Source organism: Micromonospora sp. SYSU B005 (assembly GCF_055362685.1).
Genome location: NZ_JAXCFU010000003.1, coordinates 281,742 through 298,949, shown reverse-complemented (window position 1 = coordinate 298,949; position 17,208 = coordinate 281,742). Strand labels below are relative to the sequence as shown.

The window sequence follows — 17,208 nt, the reverse complement described above, 5'->3', positions numbered from 1 at the left end:
TGAACCACGCGTCGACAGGAGGAAGCCCCATGGCCGGGCCGCATCCAGAGTTCATTCCCCCCGCACGGCCGATCATCGGCGAAGCCGAGATCGAGGCGGCCGTCCGGGTGCTGCGGAGCGGCCGGGTCGTGCAGGGCCCCGAGGTCGCGGCGTTCGAGGAGGAGTTCGGTGACCTGGTCGGCGGCCGGCACTGCGTCGCCGTCAACTCCGGCACCTCCGCGCTCCAGCTAACGCTGATGGCGCTCGGCTTCGGCCCGGGCGACGAGATCATCGTCCCCTCGTTCTCCTTCGCCGCCAGCGGCAACGCGGTCCGGCTGGTCGGCGCCGAGCCGGTCTTCGTGGACATCGAGCCGGGCAGCTTCTGCGTCGACCCGGAGGCGGTCGCCGCGGCGATCACGCCGAAGACCGTCGCGATCATGCCGGTGCACCTCTACGGCCACCCGGCCGCGATGGACCGGATCATGGAGATCGCGCAGCAGCACGGCCTCGCCGTGGTCGAGGACGCCGCGCAGGCGCACGGCGCCGAGCGCAACGGCACCCCGGTCGGCGCCTTCGGCACCGCCGGCTGCTTCAGCTTCTACCCGACGAAGAACATGCACTCCCTCGAGGGCGGCATGATCACCACCGCCGACGCGGACCTCGCCCGCACCCTGCGGCTGCTGCGCAACCAGGGCATGGAGCAGCGGTACGCCAACGAGATCGTCGGCGCCAACATGCGGATGACCGACGTGGCCGCCGCCATCGGCCGGGTGCAGCTCACCCAGCTCGCCGAGTGGACCGAGCAGCGCCGCGCCAACGCCAAGTTCCTCGACTCGGCGATCACCGGCATGGTCACCCCGCCGGTCGCCGACGGCGCCAAGCACGTCTACCACCAGTACACGGTGCGGGTGCGGGGCGACCGGGACGCCGCCCAGGCCCGCCTCACCGAGCTGGGCATCGGCAACGCGGTCTACTACCCGACCCCGATCCACCGGCTCAAGCCGTACCTCGTGGACGGCAAGCCGGGCGCGTGGGACCTGCCGGAGACCGAGCGGGCCGCCGCCGAGGTGGTCTCGCTGCCGGTGCACCCGTCGCTGAGCCAGGCCGAGCTGGAGCGGATCGCCGAGGGCGCGAACCTGGCCGGCGGTGCCCGATGAGCGACGGCGGACGGAAGCTGCGGGCCGGCCTGATCGGCCTCGGCGCGATGGGGCGCAACCACGCCCGCGTGCTGTCCAACCTGGACGGCGTCGAGCTGGTCGGCGTGGTCGACCCGGCCGGCGACGTGACCGGCACGCTGCGCGCCCCTGTCGTACCCGAGCTGAGCGACCTGCTCGCCCTCGGCGTCGACTACGCGGTGGTGGCCTGCCCGACGGCGCTGCACGAGCCGATCGGCATGGAGCTGGCCGCCAACGGCGTCTGCGCGCTCATCGAGAAGCCGCTGGCCCAGTCCGTCGACGCGGCCACCCGGCTGGTCGAGGCGTTCGAGAACGCCGGCCTGGTCGCGGGCGTCGGCCACATCGAGCGCTACAACCCGGCGCTGCAGAGCCTGCGGACCCGCCTGGAGGCGGGCGAGCTGGGCGAGGTGTTCCAGGTCGTGACCCGGCGCCAGGGCCCGTTCCCGCACCGGATCGCCGACGTCGGCGTGGTGATGGACCTGGCCACCCACGACATCGACCTGACCGCCTGGGTGACCGGCCGGCAGTACGCCTCGGTCGCGGCCCGCACCGTCTCGCGCAGCGGCCGGCTGCACGAGGACATGGTCGCCGTGGTCGGCCAGCTCTCCGACGGCACGATGGTCAACCACCTGGTGAACTGGCTCAGCCCGCTCAAGGAGCGGTCCACCGTGGTCACCGGTGACAAGGGCTGCTTCGTGGCCGACACGCTCACCGCCGACCTGACGTTCTACGCCAACGCCGCCATCGACACCGAGTGGGAGGCGCTGCGCGCGTTCCGCGGCGTGGCCGAGGGCGACATGGTCCGCTACGCCATCCCGAAGCGCGAGCCGCTGCTGGTCGAGCACGAGCGCTTCCGGGACGCGGTGGAGGGCAAGCAGAGCGACATCGTCACGCTGCGGCAGGGTCTGCGTACCGTGCAGGTCGCGGCCGCCCTGCTGGAGTCGTCCGCCGACGGCAAGGTCGTGTCCGTGGCGGCCAGCGGCAACGACGCGGAGCCGGCACTGCGATGAGCCCGGCGCCGGTGCGGCGGACGGTCTCCGCGGTGCGGCGGCGGATTCCCCGGCGGTGGCGCATCGCGCTCCGCCGGGCCGCCGCCGGCACGCGCCCCTGGGAGACCCCTTCGGTACGCGAACTGTGTGAACTTCCCGCCGGCACGCCGCTGCTGGTGCACGCCGGCGGGATCACCGGTGACCGGGCGCTGGACGGCGTGCTGCGCGCCCTGGCCCGGTTGCCCGAGTTCCACCTGGCACTGCTCTGCGACCCGGCGGAGCAGGCGGCCGCCCAGGACCTGGTCCGCCGGGCCGGCAAGGCCCGGCGCCGGGTCCACCCGGTGCCGCGCCCGCGCACGATGACGGCCGCGTTCCTCGCCTCGGGGGACGTGGCCGTGTTCGGGTTCGCGCCGGACGCCGGTCTCGGGCTGCTCGACACATGCCTCGCCGCCGGGCTGCGGGTGGTCGCCGCCGACAACCGGGTGGTCCGCGAGCATCTCGCCCGCCACCGGGCCGGCGACTTCTACGCGCCCGGCTCGGTGCCCTCCTTCGCCAAGGCGGTGGAACGGGCCTGGCAGCGGGGCGACGACGACGCGCCGGAGCCGCCGGAGCCGGCGGTCGAGCCGGTCGAGGCCGGCACCCCGGGCCGGTGGCGGGCGCTCGGCGCCGGACCGGTCCGGCTGGGCCTGGGCACGGCGAACTACGCCGGGCAGCTCTCCGCCCTCGCGGTGGCGATCAGCGCCGCGCGGGCGGACGTCGGCATCGAGCTGGTCGTGGCCAAGCCACCGGCCACCTACCGCTACCCGGCCGACCGGTATCTGCACTTCCCCGGCGAACACCGGCTCGACGTGCAGATGCAGCAGGCCGCGCGGGTGCTCGGCTTCTACACGCACCTGATCGTGGACGCGTTCCGTCCGGTGCTCGGCCGGCTCAACGGCGACGACATCGCCGCGGACCTGCCCGCGCTGCGCCGGGCCCGCCTCAAGGTCGCGCTGCTGGCGCACGGCAGTGAGATCCGCCACCCCGGCGCGCACCTGGAACGGCATGCCGAGTCCGCGTTCCGGGACGCGCCGGAGGACCTGCGCGAGCGGCTCACCGTGGTGGCCGAGAAGAACCGGCGTACGGCCGAGGAGAGCGGCCTGCCGTTCTTCGTGACCACGCCGGACCTGCTGGACGACGTGCCGTTCGCCACCTGGGCGCCGCTGATCGTGGACGTGGACGCCTGGGCCTGCGACCGCCCGGTGCTGGAACGCACCCGGCCGGTGGTGCTGCACGCCCCGTCCAACCGCTGGACCAAGGGCACCGATCGGCTCCTGCCCCGGTTGCAGGAGCTGCACGATCGACGGATCATCGAACTGCGCCTGGTGGAGGGTCTGCCGCACAGCGAGATGCGCCGCCTGGTGCAGGACTGCGACATCGTGGTCGACCAGTTGGTGATGGGCAGCTACGGCACCTTCTCCTGTGAGGGGATGGCCGCCGGCAAGGTCGTGGTGGCGTACGTGAGTGAAGGACCGCACCGGGCCGCCGGGGTCCAGCCGCCGATCGCCAACGCCACACCCGGCACGCTCGTCAAGACGATCGAGTCGCTGCTCGACGACAGGCCCGCCGCGGTCGCCCTGGCCGCGGAGGGCGCCCGTTACGTCCGTGACCACCACGACGGCCGGCGGACCGCCGAGGCATTCGACGCCTTCCTCCGGTGACCCGCCGACCGTCCGTGCACCGCCCCGCCAACGAGGAGAAGCACCCGATGCAAGCTGTCCCGAGTAGCGATGCCCGACCGACCCGGGGACGGGTGGTGATGCTGGTCGACAATGGGGTCCACGGCGACTCCCGGGTGCAGAAGGCCGCCCGCTCCGCCGCCGAGGCCGGCTGGGAGGTGATCCTGGTCGGCATCCTCAAGGGCGCGGCGACCGAGGACACCTGGCGCATCGGCGACGCCGAGGTCCGCCTGATCCGGATGCCCCGGCGGCTGACCCACCCGGTCGCGTACCGCCGCGCGTTGCTGCGTCGCCCGCTGGCCTACAAGCCGGGACCGGACGCCAAGCGGCGGCTGAACACGCTGCGGGCCCGCCGGGACGACCTCACGTTCCGTCTCTCCGAGATCAAGGTGAACCGGGCGGCGGGCGGGCCCCGCCTCGCCGAGCTGGCCGGCAAGGCCCGGCTGGCCGCGCCGTACTTCCTCAACAAGACGATGTTCCGGTGGGTCAAGTTCCGTTCCGCGCAGCTGCGGCGGCTCCAGGAGAGCCAGCAGAACCCGGACTCGCGGCTCGACCGCGCCGCGCTGCGGTTCTGGCAGCGGGTGCACGGTGACCGGGCCTGGCGCCGGCTGGACCCGGAACTGTGGGACTTCGAGCTGGCCTTCGCCTCGGTGGTGGACGAGCTGCGGCCGGACCTGATCCACGCGCACGACTTCCGGATGCTCGGCGTCGGCGCGCGGGCGGTCATGCGGGCCCGGGCCGGCGGACGCGACGTCAAGCTGCTCTGGGACGCGCACGAGTTCGTCCCCGGCATCATCGGCCGCCCGGCCAACCTGCGCTGGCTGCCCGCCCAGATCGCCTACGTGCGGGAGCACGCGCCGTACGCCGACGCGGTCATCACCGTCTCGTCCACCCTGGCCGACCTGCTGCGGGAGAGCCACGACCTGCCCGAGCAGCCGGCCGTGGTGCTGAACGCGCCGCCGCGGTCGCTCACGCCGGAACAGCGGGCCACGCCGGTGCCGGACATCCGGGCGATGTGCGGCATCGACGCCGGCACGCCGCTGCTCGTCTACTGCGGCGGCATCAACCCGTCGCGCGGCGTGGACATCATGATCCGTGGGCTCACCGAGATGCCCGAGGCGCACGTCGCGCTGGTCTCGGTGCACCCCAACGGCAAGGCCCCGATCATGTACGAGCTGGAGGAACTGGCCGCCGAACTGGGCGTGGCCGACCGGGTACACCTGCTGCCGTACGTGCCGCACTGGCAGGTGTCCGCGTTCGTCGCCCCGGCCGACCTCGGCGTCATCCCGATCCACCACAAGCCGAACCACGAGATCGCGCTGATCACCAAGTTCTTCGAGTACGCCCACGGCGGCCTGCCGATGGTGGTCAGCGACGTGCGGACGATGGCCGAGGCGACCCGGGCCACCGGGCACGGCGAGGTCTTCCGGGCCGAGGACCTGGACGACTACGTCCGGGCGGTGCGTACCGTGCTGGCCGACCCGCAGCGCTACCGGGCCGCGTACGACCGGCCGGGCGTGCTGGAGCAGTGGACCTGGGAGGCGCAGGCCCGGGTGATGGACGAGGTCTACACCCGGCTGCTGCCGAACCACCCCGGGCCGGCGCGGCCGGCGGAGGCGGACACCGTCACGGCGGTGCCGAACCAGCGGACGGCGGTGCCGGTGCGCTGACCGGCGGAGAACGACAGCGTGGCCCGGCCGACCGGCCGGGCCCCGCACTCGTTGCGCCTGCTCAGTCGCCCAGCAGCAGCCGGTCGTAGTCGGCCTGGGTGACGGCCCAGTCCCAGGTCTTCAGCACGTGCTCCGAGGCGGCCCGGCCGGCCTCCACCCACGCCTGCTCGGTCGCGGTGACGGCCAGGATCCGCTCCGCCGCCTCCGCCGGCGTGTCCGCCATCCAGTCGGCGGGGAAGAGGGTACGGGCGCCGTGCGGCTTGCCGGCGAAGAACGGCCAGTCCCGCACCACCGGCACCGCGCCGCTCGCCGCGCCCTCCACCAGACCGCAGTGGAAGCTCTCCCGCACCGAGGTGCTGAGGATGACGCCGACCTCCTGGAGCGCGCCCGGCACGTCGTCGGTCTGCCCGTAGCGCCGGACCGCGCCCAGCGGCTCCAGTTCGGCCAGATCCTTGGCGAGCAGCCGGCCGTAGTCCTTCGCCGGCTTGCTGGTCCGGTTGTTGAAGTTGCTGCCGATGAGCGTCAGGGTGTACCGCTCGTCGTGCTCCCGCAGCTTCCGCAGGACGTCGATCGCCCACCGCGGATCCTTCGCCACCGAGCTGAACCCGACCAGCCCCAGCGTGAACCGGGCGTCGGCCGGCTTGGCCCGGGGGTAGCGCTGCAGGTCCATCGCGTTGTCGACCACCCACAGCCGGGGGGCGCGTTCGCCGGTGAGCTGCGGCAGCACCGCGGTGGACAGGTCCCGCAGGTGCTCGGAGACGAAGACGACGTCGTCGACCCGGGAGAAGTCCACCAGGTGCGGCCAGAAGTTGAACGCCTCGAAGCTGTGCAGCCGGACGATGATCCGGGCGGTCCCCGGGTCGTGCAGCGTGAACAGCGCGGCGGTGGCCTGGCACCAGTCGACGAAGACGGTGTCGGCCCAGTCCAGGTGTGGCCGCAGCCACTCCTCGATCTTGGCCCCGTACGTCGACTCGGCGCCGAGCAGGTGCTCCATCACGGTGCTGCCGCTGAGCGCCAGCGGACGGGTCACCGGGTCCTCGTACAGGTCCAGGAAACGGACCTCCACGTTCGGCATGCCCCGGTAGCGCTCCAGGATCTCCTGGAGGAAGTTGTCGTTGATCAGCGTGGTGACCAGCAGCCGCAGCGGCCGGTCGGTGGGCGCCGGGGCGGCCGGGGCGAGCCGGCCCCGCGGCTCGGACAGCTTCCGGGCCGCCGCGCTCTCCCGGAACGGCGCCAGGAAGGCGCCCGGGTCGTCGCTCATCGGCGACGAGAGCCGGTCGAAGTGCAGCACCCGGTTGGACGCCAGGCTCCACGCCCGTGACACCGCCGCGGCGGCCTTCTTCGGATCCTTCGCCAGCCGGGCGTCGGCCAGCGCGAGCTGGGCGCGGATCGCGTCGTGCAGGCCGGACGGGACGTGCCCGAGGGCCAGCTCGCCCTGCGCGGCCTTGGTGAGCACGTCCGCGCGGGTGGCAGCGCTGTTGATCCGGCTGACCGCGGCCGCCGCGGTCCGGGCGGCGACCGCCGGGCGGCCCGCCTTGACCGCGCTGTCGTGCAGCCGTACCGCGAGCTTGCTGCGCAGCCGGTCCGGTACGCGGGGCGCGGCCACCGCGCGGGACCAGAACCAGGCGCCGGCCGGGTTGCTCATGATCCGCTGGCCGGTCGCCTTCTGGACGGTGGTGCGCACCGTCTCCACCGCCGCCCGCTTGGCGCCCCGGGTGCCGATGCCGGCGGCCGCCGCGACCTGCCGCTCCAGCCGCTTGCCGACCGGCTCGGTACGCGGCGCGTCGAGCGCCCGCTGCGCCGGCACGAGCCCGAAGTGCGCACCGGCCCGGGTGTTGCGCTGGGCCATCTCCCACACCGTGTAGACCGACCGGGGGTCCAGCGCCACCAGCAGGTCGGCGGACCGGAAACGCTGCCGCAGCCAGGCGTGGCGCTGCGCGTGCAGCCAGATCTTGCGGTTGGCCTGCGCCCGGCCGAGCGCCCGCCGCAGCCGGGCGTCGCGCTTCTCGGCGGGTACGACGAACGACCGCACCTCGGCCAGCGCCGGGTCGACGGGGAGTTCCTCGCTGTCGAAGAAGCACGCCACCGTGACGCGGGCGCCGCGGCTGCGGAAACGTTCCAGCGCCTCGATCAGCACGGCCGGCTGCTTCGGTGCGGCGGCGGCCACGATGAGCACTGTGGTCACTGTCGGGCATCTCCCGTCGAGGAGGTCGTGGCCGGGGTGGCCGCGCCGGCGCCGGTGGGCCGGACGAGTTCGGTGAGGCGGCGGACCGCCGGGGCGAGCACAGCGGGCCGGGCGAAACGGCGGGCCAGGTCCCGGGCGGCGGCCCGGTCCGCGTCGGTCGCCTTCAGGGCGAGCCGGCCGGCCTCCACGAAGGAGCCGGCGAGGCGGTGCGGGTCGAGCCCGACCGCCCCGGTCCACAGCGGATGGCCGGCGAGCACGTTGCTGGCGTCGTGGTCGACGTCGTGGGCGGAGAGCACGGGCAGGCCGCTGGCCATGAACTCGTACACCTTGCCGGAGGTGACGAACCGTCCACCGACGAGCATCAGCACCAGCGCGTCCCAGGAGCCGTACGTGGCCGCCAGCTCCGCCTTCGGCACCGGGCCGCCGAAGCTGACCCCGTCAGCGGCGGCCTCCTTGAGCAGGTCCATGTGCCGGTTGGCCTCACGCGACGCGCCCGCGCCGATGTGCCCGCGCACCTCGAACCGGGAGCGGGCCAGCAGCGGGTCGTCGCGCCGGGCGATGCGCCAGGCGTCCAGCACCGACTCCAGGAACGCCGGGCTGAAGTTGACCGAGCCCAGGTAGCCGAAGGTCAGCCCGGCCGCCGGGTCCGGCGAGCGGCCGGAGATGTCCGGCAGGCTGTCCTCGTCGTAGCCGTTGCGCACCACGTGCACCCGGTCGGCCAGGTGCGGGTACCGCTCCCGGTAGAAGCCGGCGATCGGGTCGTTGACGCACCACACCGCGAGCGCGTTCTCCAGCAGCGTGGACTCCCACCGGCCGGAGACCGAGTCGCGGGTGAACGCCTCGCCGCCGCCGATCACGTCGAGCGACCAGCCGTCGCGGAAGTCCACCGCGTACGGGACCTTGTGCTCCTCCCACAGCTTCCGGGTGGCCGCCAGGTTCACGTACGGGGCGCAGGAGGCGAGCAGCAGGTCGGCCGGGTGCTCGCGGTGCAGCCGCAGCACCGCCTTCTCCAGCTCGTACCGCCAGCCGCCGAACACCGGCTCCGGGAACGCCTGCTGCTCGCGCTTGCGCAGCCGCTTGATCCAGCCCGCCGGGTCCAGCGACCGCTCCTCGGAGAACGCCCTGATGTCGGTCTCCAGGTCCTCCCGGATCAGCGGCAGCTCGACCACCCGCACCCGCGGGTCGACCTTCTCCGACAGCGTGTGGTCCAGGCCGTACTCCCGCTCCCACGCCTGCTGGCAGATCGTGATGACGGTGATGTCCCAGCCCTGGGCGACGAACTGGTTCGCCGTCTCGCGCAGCCGGTACGCGCTGCTCTTCGCCGCGGGCGGGAAGCCGATCGCGAGGTAGATGGCGTGCGGCCGCTTCCCGCTGCGCGAGCGGGGGAGCGGGACGGTGTGGTTGGTCATCGCTGATAACCGATCGTGAGGAGGGAGCGCGTCGTCATGCCAGGTGCCGTCGCAGCGTCTCGGCGACCCGCCGGGCCGCCCGGCCGTCACCGTACGGGGTGCCGCGCGGCGCCTCCGGGGCGGGACGCGTCGCGGTGGCCGCCCAGTCGGCGCCCAGCTCGCGCGGATCCGGCACGAGCACGTTCCAGCCGTCGGCGAGCGTCTCGACCCACTCCGTCTCGGTGCGCAGCGTGGTACACGGCCGGTCCAGCAGGTACGCCTCCTTCTGGAGGCCGCCCGAGTCGGTGACCACGCCGGCGGAGCCGACCACGGCGGCCACCATCGCGGCGTACGGCAGCGGCCGGCCGGCGTGCAGCGCGCCCCGGGTCAGCTTCAGCCCGTGCTCGTCGGCGCGGGCGACCAGCCGCGGGTGGGCCAGCAGCGCGACCGGCACGGGCAGGTCGGCGAGCGCGTCGAGCAGCGCGGCGAGCCGCTTCGGGTCGTCGGTGTTCTCCGCGCGGTGCAGCGTGGCGAGCAGGTACGGCGCGTCCGGGTCGATGCCGTCGGGCAGCGCCGGGCGGGGCTGCCCGCCCCGGGCCACGTCGTCGCGGACCCGCAGGCAGACGTCCACCATCACGTCACCGACCAGTTCGGTACGGGCGGCCAGGCCCTCCGTGGCCAGGTGCCGGACGGCCTCCTCGGTGGGGGCGAGCAGCAGATCGGCGGCGTGGTCGGTGAGCACCCGGTTGTGCTCCTCCGGCATCCGCCGGTTGAACGACCGCAGCCCGGCCTCCAGGTGCGCCACCCGCAGGTGCTGCTTCACCGCCGACAGCGTGCCGGCCAGCGTCGAGTTGGTGTCGCCGTACACCAGCACCCAGTCCGGCGCCTCGGCGGCGAGCACCGGGTCCAGGGCGGCCAGGGTGTTGCCGGTCTGCACGCCGTGGCTGCCGGAGCCGATCCCCAGGTGCACGTCCGGGTCGGGGATGCCGAGGCCGGAGAAGAAGACGTCGGACAGGTCGGCGTCGTAGTGCTGGCCGGTGTGCACGATCACGTGCTCGCACCCGTCCTCGGCGAACGCCGCCGCGATGGGCGCCAGCTTCACCAACTGCGGTCGGGCGCCGACGATGCTGACGACCTTCACACGTGACTCCTCGTGATCTGCGACGGATTCTCGGTGCGGACCGGCCGCCGCCCGAGTCGGGAGGCCGTGGACCCCGGCCGGGTGGCCGGGCCGGTGCCCGCAGGCCCTAGGAATAGTAGTGCCCCACCCGCCGCCGGACGACGTACGCGGACGCGGCCGGTACGCGATGGTGGGCCGGGCCACCCGCCGTCACCGGACGCCGCCGCCCCGACGGGGAGCACGGTGACCGGTGGCGTGGAACGGGACACGAGGGACCAGCCTAACCGAACCGGCCGGATCACCCCGGTCCGGCGGGCGCCCGCCCGGCTGCTCGCGGCCGCCGCGGCACGGCCCGGTCACCGCCGGTACGTCCCGCCGCCGGGGGATCGTCGCCGAGTCTTCACCGGGCCGGGCGAGCCTGGCCCGGCACCGCAGCCCGGCTTGCGTACACTACGGCGCCATGACCGCCCCCGGGCCCGAGACCCGTACCCGCACCGCAGACGCCGGTGGATCGGTGGCCGACGCCACCGACGAGACCGCGAAGCCGCCGACCGCCGACGGCGCGGACCGGCCCGCCGACGCCGCGCCGCAGCAGCAGGCGCAGCCGGAGACCGCCGCGGCGGAGAGTGCCGGCCGCCCCGGGCGGTGGCACCGGATGCGGCCGGATCTGCTGGTCGCGGCGATCTACCTGGCCGGCGCGTTCTGGGTGACCGCGCGGGGCTGGGTGAACCCCGACGGACGGCTGCTCGGCAGCCGCCCGAACGACCAGGGCTTCAACGAGTGGATGCTGGCGTACGCCGCGCACGCGGTCAGCAACCTGGAGAACCCGTTCTTCACCTCGTTGCAGAACGCCCCGGACGGCGTGAACCTGATGACGAACGTCGGTATGCAGCTACCAGGGCTGGTGTTGTCCCCGGTCACCCTGCTGTTCGGCGCGCCGTTCGCGTACCTGCTGTTCATCACGCTCAACCTGGCCGGCACCGCGTACGCCTGGTACCACGTGCTGTCGCGCAACCTGGTCTCGTCCCGGGCGGCGGCCTTCGCCGGCGGCCTGTTCTGCGCGTTCGCGCCGGCGCTGGTGTCGCACAGCAACGGCCACCCGCACATCACCGCCCAGTGGCTGGTGCCGTTCATCCTCTGGCAGGTGATCCGGCTGGCCCGGGACGGCCGCCCGGTGCGCAACGGCCTGGTGCTGGGCGCGCTCGTGGTGGCGCAGTTCTTCGTGAGCCTGGAGATCCTGTTCCTGACCGCGCTCGGCTGCCTGATGATGGTCGTCGGCTACGTGATCTTCCGGCCGCGCGAGGCGCTGCGCCGGGCCGGGCCGATGCTCGGCGGGCTCGCCATCACCGGCGTGCTCGTCGGTGCGGCCTCCGCGTACCCGCTGTGGATGCAGTTCGCCGGCCCGCAGCACCGGGTCGGTCACCCGGGCGACCCGGACGTCTACGCGCTGACCCTCGGTTCGTTCGTGCGGTACGCCACCGAGTCCGTGGCCGGCAGCCCCACCAGCGCCCTGCGCTGGGGCCCGAACACCACCGAGCAGGCCAGCTTCTACGGCTGGTCGGTGGTGATCCTCGCGATCGGCGCCGCCCTGTGGCTGCGCCGCGAGATCGTGGTCCGGGTGCTCGCCGTGGTCGCGCTGATCTCGGCGGTCTTCTCGATCGGCACCACCTGGACCGTGGGCACCCGCCGCACCGACGTGCCGGCGCCGTTCGCGCTGGTGTCCGAGCTGCCGGTGTTCGACTCGGTGGTGGTGTCCCGGTTCGCGCTGATCACCACGGTGGCGCTCGGCGTGCTGTTCGCGGTGGCCGGGGACCGGGTGGCCCGGGTACGGGCGGACGAGCCCGGCCAGTCCCGGCTGGTGCCCCGCCTGGCCGCTGTCGCGCTGTTCGCCGCGCTGCTGCCGATCCTGCCCACCCCGCTGGAGGCGCGCGGGCGCAACCCGGTGCCGGACTTCGTCACCGCCGGCGTCTGGAAGGAGCACGTCGCCCCCGGCCGCACCCTGGTGCCGGTCCCGGTCGACGGCATGACGTCGCTGTACTGGAGTTCCGCCGCACTGGCCGGCTTCGCCGTACCGGAGGGGTACTTCCTCGGGCCGGTCTCGAAGACCGACAACACCGGCCGGTGGGGCGTCGAGCCGCAGCCGACCGCGAAGCTGCTCACCGCCGTGTCGCGGGGCCAGCGGGACACCGCTGTCGGCCCGGCCGACGTCGAGCAGGCCCGCGCCGACGTGCGGCACTGGAAGGCCGACGCGGTGGCGCTGCCGGACCGGGCCCGCCGCCACGACGACCTCAAGGTGGTGCTCGACGCGCTCTACGGGCCGGGGCAGCGGGTGGCGGACGTCTGGTTGTGGGACGTCCGCCCGCTCACCCGGTGAGCGTCACGGCGACCTGGTCCAGATGAGCAGCAGGTAGCCGCCGAAGTAGGTCGAGAACGCGGTGAGCGCGACCAGCACCGTGACGGCCCGGGCCCGCCCGGCCCGGGCCAGGCCGACGGCGGCCGGCAGCAGCAGCGCGAACGCCGGCACCAGGAACCGAGCCTTGGAGTGGTAGTAGCCCGCCGCGCCGAGCGTGGTGACCAGCATCAGCCCGCTGAACAGCAGCAGTTCCCAGGGCTGGCGGTCGATCACGCTGAGCACGAAGAACGTCAGCGCCAGCAGGAGCACCAGGCTCACCACGAGCATCTGCGGCGTCGCGGACACCGCCAGCACCTCGCGTCCCCGCCGTAACGTGTCCACGCCGAAGTCGAAGTGGCTGCGCCAGCCGGCGGACTGGATGTGGAACCAGCCGTCCGGCCGCCCGGTCTGGACGCCCACCCAGGCCAGGTAGGCGAGCCAGCCGGCCGGGGCGAGCAGCATCGCCACCCACGGCCGCCAGCCGTCCCGGCGCCGGACCACGGCCAGCAGCGCGGCCAGGCCGACCACCGGGATCAGCGACGAGGCGGTGGGGCGGGTCAGGCCGGCGAACAGGCAGAGCACGCCCGCGGTCAGCCAGTGCCGGCGCAGCAGCGCGTACAGCGTCCACGCGGCCAGCGCGGTGAACAGCGTCTCGCTGTAGGCCATCGACTGCACGACGGCGTGCGGCAGCGCGGCCCAGAGCGCGGCGAGCACCACGCCGGTGCGCCGGTCGTGCAGGTACGAGCCGATCGCGTACAGCGCCCAGGCCGCCGCCAGGCCGGCCAGCGCGGCCACTGCCAGCCCGGCGGTACGCGGGCCGAGTGGGGTGACCCGTTCCACCACCCCGATCAGGGCCGGGTAGAGCGGGAAGAACGCCATGTCGCTCTGCACCCGTTCGTACCCGTCGTAGCCCCGCTGGGCGATGGCGAGGTAGTACGTCGCGTCGGACAGGGTCAGCTCGCGTACCGGGGAGAGGTTCAGCGAGCGCGCCCAGACGTACACGGCCAGCACGCCGATCAGCCGGATCACCGCGTAGGCCGCCAGCGCGGGCGCCGCGTCGCGGGCGGCGTCGCGCAGCCGCCGGACGGGGCCGGGCCGGGTGCGATCGGCTGTGGCCGGCTCGGTCGCCGGGGCTGGTGCGGGCCGGCTGGGTTCCTCGGTGGTCACCACGTCCATTGTGCGGTCCCGTTCGCGCTGAGCTGCGGTTGGCCGAGGGCCCGCGTGGCGCGGCCGGCGACCCGGCGAACGACCCGGAGCGGGCGCCGGTCGTTGGACAGGGTGGAGGGTAGCAACAGTCACAGCAGGTCGGGGGGCACCGGCGGCGGCGGGCGTCCGGGCCCGATCCGCTGTCGTAGACTCGCTCGGGTCCGCGGGCGCGGTGCTGGCGACGACGAAACGGGCAGGAATGGGATCTGACGGCACGACCGCAGCGGCGGGCACCCGGGGACGGGTTGTGATGCTGGTGGACAACGGGGTCATCGGTGACTCCCGGGTGCAGAAGGCGGCCCGGTCCGCCGCCGACGCCGGCTGGGACGTCGTGCTGCTCGGCCGGGCGCCGGTCGGCAGCCCGCAGAGCTGGCGCCTCGGCGCCGCCGAGGTACGCCTCGTGCCGATGCCCGAGCCGCTGGCCCGCCGTCGGCACGAGTTCCGCCGGGCCTGGCTGCGGCACCCGCTCGCCTATCCGCCCAGCGGCATCGCGGCGCACCGTACCCAGGCGGTCAAGGCCTGGCGCGCGGACCTGGCGGTACGCCGGGCGGCGCTCACCGTCGCGGCCCGCGAGTCCGGCGCGGGCCGGCCGGGCGGGCTGCCCTGGGCCGCGCTGCGCGCCGAGGAGAAGCTGTCCGGCCTGACCCGCAAGTGGGTCGGCTTCCGCAACCGTCAGCTCACCCGGGCCCGCAAGGGCCGCAAGCTGGACGGCCCCTGGGACCGCGCGTACACGATGTTCTGGCGCGGGCTGCGCGGCGACGGCGCGTGGCGGCGCCTGGAGCCGGGCCTGTGGGACTACGAGCTGGCCTACGGCCCGGTGGTCGACGAGCTGGCGCCGGACCTGATCCACGCCAACGACTTCCGGATGCTCGGCGTCGGCGCCCGCGCGAAGGTCCGGGCCGCCGCGAAGGGCCGCCGGATCGCCCTGCTCTGGGACGCCCACGAATACCTCCCCGGCGTGCAGCCGTGGCGCGACAACGCCCGCTGGCTGCCCGGCAACGTGGCGCACGAGCGGGAGTACGTGCCGTACGCCGACGCCACCATGACCGTCTCCGGTGGCCTGGCCGACCTGCTTCGCACCGAGCACGGGCTGGCCGAACGGCCGGCGGTCGTGCTGAACGCACCGGCGGTGGACGAGCTGCCGGCCGACCCGGCCGAGCCGGTGCCGGACATCCGTGCCCGCTGCGGGCTCGGGCCGGACGAGCCGCTGCTGGTCTACAGCGGGGTGGCCGCCGCCAAGCGCGGCCTCGGCGTGATGGTCGAGGCGCTGCCGAGGCTGCCCGGCGCGCACGTCGCGTTCGTGGTGAACAAGCCCGACTCGGCGTACGTCAGGGGCCTGGTCACCCGGGCCGGCGAGCTGGGCGTGGCGGACCGGGTGCACGTGCTGCCGTACGTGCCGCACCACCAGGTCGTCCGGTTCCTCAGCGGCGCGCAGGTCGGCGTCATCCCGATCCAGCACTGGCCGAACCACGAGATCGCGCTGATCACCAAGTTCTTCGAGTATTCACACGCCGGTCTGCCGCTGGTCGTGTCCGACGTGCGCACCATGGCCGAGACTGTCCGGGAGACCGGTCAGGGCGAGGTGTTCCGCGCCGAGGACGTGGCCGACTTCGTGCGCGCGGTCACCGCGGTGCTCGCCGACCCGCAGCGGTACCGCGCCGCGTACGACCGGCCGGGCCTGCTGGCCGGCTGGACGTGGGAGGCGCAGGCGCGGGTGCTCGACGAGGTCTACTCGCGGCTGCTGCCGGACGCACCGCCCCGGCCGGCGCCGGCGGCGCACGCACCGGTGCAGCCGGCGCAGGTGGAGGTGGGGGCGTGAGCGGGCCGGACGTGACAGTGGTGGTCGCCGTCTACAACACCATGCCGTACCTGACCGCCTGCCTGGACTCGCTCGTCGGGCAGACCATCGGGCTGGACCGGCTGGAGGTCGTCGCCGTCGACGACGGCTCCACCGACGGCAGCGGCGCCGAACTGGACCGCTACGCCAAGCGGTACCCGGGCACGGTCCGGGTGCTGCACCAGGCCAACTCCGGCGGTCCGGCGGCGCCGAGCAACGTGGCGCTCGACCACGCCCGCGGCCGGTACGTCTTCTTCATCGGCTCGGACGACCACCTCGGCCCGGAGGCGCTGGAGCGCCTGGTCGACGCCGCCGACCGGTGGGACTCCGACGTGGTGCTGGGCCGGATGGTCGGCACCAACAAGCGTTACGTGCACCAGGCCGTCTACGCCACCACCCAGGAGCGGCTCGACCTGTTCGGCAGCGACCTGCCCTGGTCGTTGTCGAACACCAAGCTGTTCCGGCGGGACCTGATCGAGCGGTACGGCCTGCGGTACCGCACGGACATGCCGATGGGCAGCGACCAGCCGTTCACGCTGGAGGCGTGCTTCCGGGCCAAGAAGGTGTCGGTTCTCGGCGACTACGAGTACTACTACGCGGTCAAGCGGGACAACGCCCAGAACATCACGTACGCCAGCCGGTTCTCCGAGCGGCTGCGCTGCGCCGAGGAACTCGTCGGTTTCGTCGCCGGGCTGATCGAGCCCGGCCCGCGGCGGGACGCCGTGCTGGTGCGTCACTTCACCTGGGAGGTGGCGAAGCTGCTCCGCACGGAGTTCCTCGCCCTCTCCCCGGACGTGCAGCGGCAGGTCCACGACCGGATCCGTAAGCTCGCCGAGGCGTACCTGACCGACGGGGTGACCGCCCGGATGGCACCCGAGGAGCGGCTGCGGGTCGCGGTGGCGCGTGACGGCGACCTCGACGCGCTGCGCACGATCGTCGGCCAGCACGCCGACCGGTCGCTGCCCGAGGTGATCATCGAGGGTGACCGCTGGTACGCCGGCCAGGTCGGCTTCCGCGACCCGGCGTTCGGCTACCCGGACGACTGGTACGACGTCACCGACCGCGCCGCCGCGATACTGGCCAAGCTGACCGCGACCGGGCTGGCCTGGGGACGCGACGCCGCCGGGGCCCGGGCCCTGGTGGTCACCGCGCGCAGCCGCTGGGCCGAGCTGGCCGAGCTGAACGCGGAGGCGCTGCGGGTCAGCGTGGGCGATCTGACGGGTGTCACGTCGGTCGAGGCGTCCGGCACCGGTACCGTCGTACGGACGGACTTCGCGGTGGACCGGTTGCTGGCGGTCGTCGCGGGGACAGGGGAGCGTCGTATCGTACGCGCCGAGGTCTCCGCCCTGGGCGGGACGGGCTCGGCGCCGTTGCGCACCGACCGCCCTGTCGCCGCACCCCGGCTGGTGGCCCGGCGCGGTGTCCGCTGGCACCTCGTCACGCCCACCACGAACCACAAGGGCCAGGTGATCGTCGCGATCACGCCGGTGACCCCCGGTCGGTTCCTTGCCCGCCTGCGCCGAATCTGGCCCTCTGGAGGAAAGTAGTT

At 73.9% G+C, this 17,208-nt stretch carries 11 protein-coding genes; 7 read left to right on the top strand and 4 right to left on the bottom strand.

All coding sequences use genetic code 11. The features are described from left to right. Positions 1 to 29: 29 nt before the first annotated feature. From SM452_RS10560 to SM452_RS10545, 4 genes are all read left to right on the top strand, one after another. The gene (locus tag SM452_RS10560; RefSeq protein ID WP_355507554.1) at positions 30 to 1,136 is read left to right on the top strand and encodes a DegT/DnrJ/EryC1/StrS family aminotransferase; all 1,107 of its coding nucleotides are present in this window, start codon (positions 30 to 32) and stop codon (positions 1,134 to 1,136) included. Further along, positions 1,133 to 2,164 (top strand): Gfo/Idh/MocA family protein, encoded by a 1,032-nt coding sequence (locus SM452_RS10555; protein WP_262012204.1) that lies wholly within the window; start codon positions 1,133 to 1,135, stop codon positions 2,162 to 2,164. Before SM452_RS10560 ends, SM452_RS10555 begins: the two co-directional genes overlap by 4 nt. Continuing rightward, complete coding sequence (locus SM452_RS10550) at positions 2,161 to 3,843, top strand: glycosyl transferase family 1 (RefSeq protein WP_355507556.1); 1,683 nt, start codon at positions 2,161 to 2,163, stop codon at positions 3,841 to 3,843. Before SM452_RS10555 ends, SM452_RS10550 begins: the two co-directional genes overlap by 4 nt. 98 nt (positions 3,844 to 3,941) lie before the next feature. Beyond that, the gene (locus tag SM452_RS10545; protein ID WP_355507558.1) at positions 3,942 to 5,531 is read left to right on the top strand and encodes a glycosyltransferase; all 1,590 of its coding nucleotides are present in this window, start codon (positions 3,942 to 3,944) and stop codon (positions 5,529 to 5,531) included. Between the two features lie 61 nt (positions 5,532 to 5,592). On the opposite strand, the gene SM452_RS10540 is transcribed toward SM452_RS10545, so the two are convergent. The 3 genes from SM452_RS10540 to wecB are packed head-to-tail and all read right to left on the bottom strand — an operon-like array spanning position 5,593 to position 10,245. Then, positions 5,593 to 7,716, bottom strand: a complete 2,124-nt coding sequence (locus SM452_RS10540) for a glycosyltransferase family protein (RefSeq protein ID WP_262012207.1) — start codon at positions 7,714 to 7,716, stop codon at positions 5,593 to 5,595. Next, complete coding sequence (locus SM452_RS10535) at positions 7,713 to 9,125, bottom strand: glycosyltransferase family protein (protein ID WP_463839806.1); 1,413 nt, start codon at positions 9,123 to 9,125, stop codon at positions 7,713 to 7,715. The genes SM452_RS10540 and SM452_RS10535 overlap by 4 nt, the downstream gene beginning before the upstream one ends. 34 nt (positions 9,126 to 9,159) lie before the next feature. Beyond that, positions 9,160 to 10,245 carry a non-hydrolyzing UDP-N-acetylglucosamine 2-epimerase gene (gene wecB, locus SM452_RS10530; protein WP_262012209.1) on the bottom strand — a complete coding sequence of 362 codons (1,086 nt, stop codon included), beginning with the start codon at positions 10,243 to 10,245 and terminating at the stop codon, positions 9,160 to 9,162. 439 nt (positions 10,246 to 10,684) lie between these two features. Here wecB and SM452_RS10525 point away from each other — a divergent pair, with 439 nt between their 5' ends. Beyond that, a complete protein-coding gene (locus tag SM452_RS10525; protein ID WP_262012210.1) occupies positions 10,685 to 12,598 on the top strand; it encodes a glycosyltransferase family protein in 1,914 nt (637 codons plus the stop codon). A 3-nt stretch (positions 12,599 to 12,601) separates the two neighbouring features. On the opposite strand, the gene SM452_RS10520 is transcribed toward SM452_RS10525, so the two are convergent. Further along, complete coding sequence (locus SM452_RS10520; protein ID WP_463839805.1) at positions 12,602 to 13,792, bottom strand: hypothetical protein; 1,191 nt, start codon at positions 13,790 to 13,792, stop codon at positions 12,602 to 12,604. A 280-nt stretch (positions 13,793 to 14,072) separates the two neighbouring features. Between SM452_RS10520 and SM452_RS10515 the strand changes: the two genes are divergently transcribed. Together SM452_RS10515 and SM452_RS10510 are read left to right on the top strand one after the other, a co-directional pair. Continuing rightward, the gene (locus SM452_RS10515; RefSeq protein ID WP_262012410.1) at positions 14,073 to 15,641 is read left to right on the top strand and encodes a glycosyltransferase family 4 protein; all 1,569 of its coding nucleotides are present in this window, start codon (positions 14,073 to 14,075) and stop codon (positions 15,639 to 15,641) included. Next, positions 15,638 to 17,206: a glycosyltransferase family 2 protein gene (locus SM452_RS10510; RefSeq protein ID WP_262012212.1), complete on the top strand. Its 1,569-nt coding sequence runs from the start codon at positions 15,638 to 15,640 to the stop codon at positions 17,204 to 17,206. The genes SM452_RS10515 and SM452_RS10510 overlap by 4 nt, the downstream gene beginning before the upstream one ends. The last annotated feature ends 2 nt before the right edge of the window (positions 17,207 to 17,208 follow it).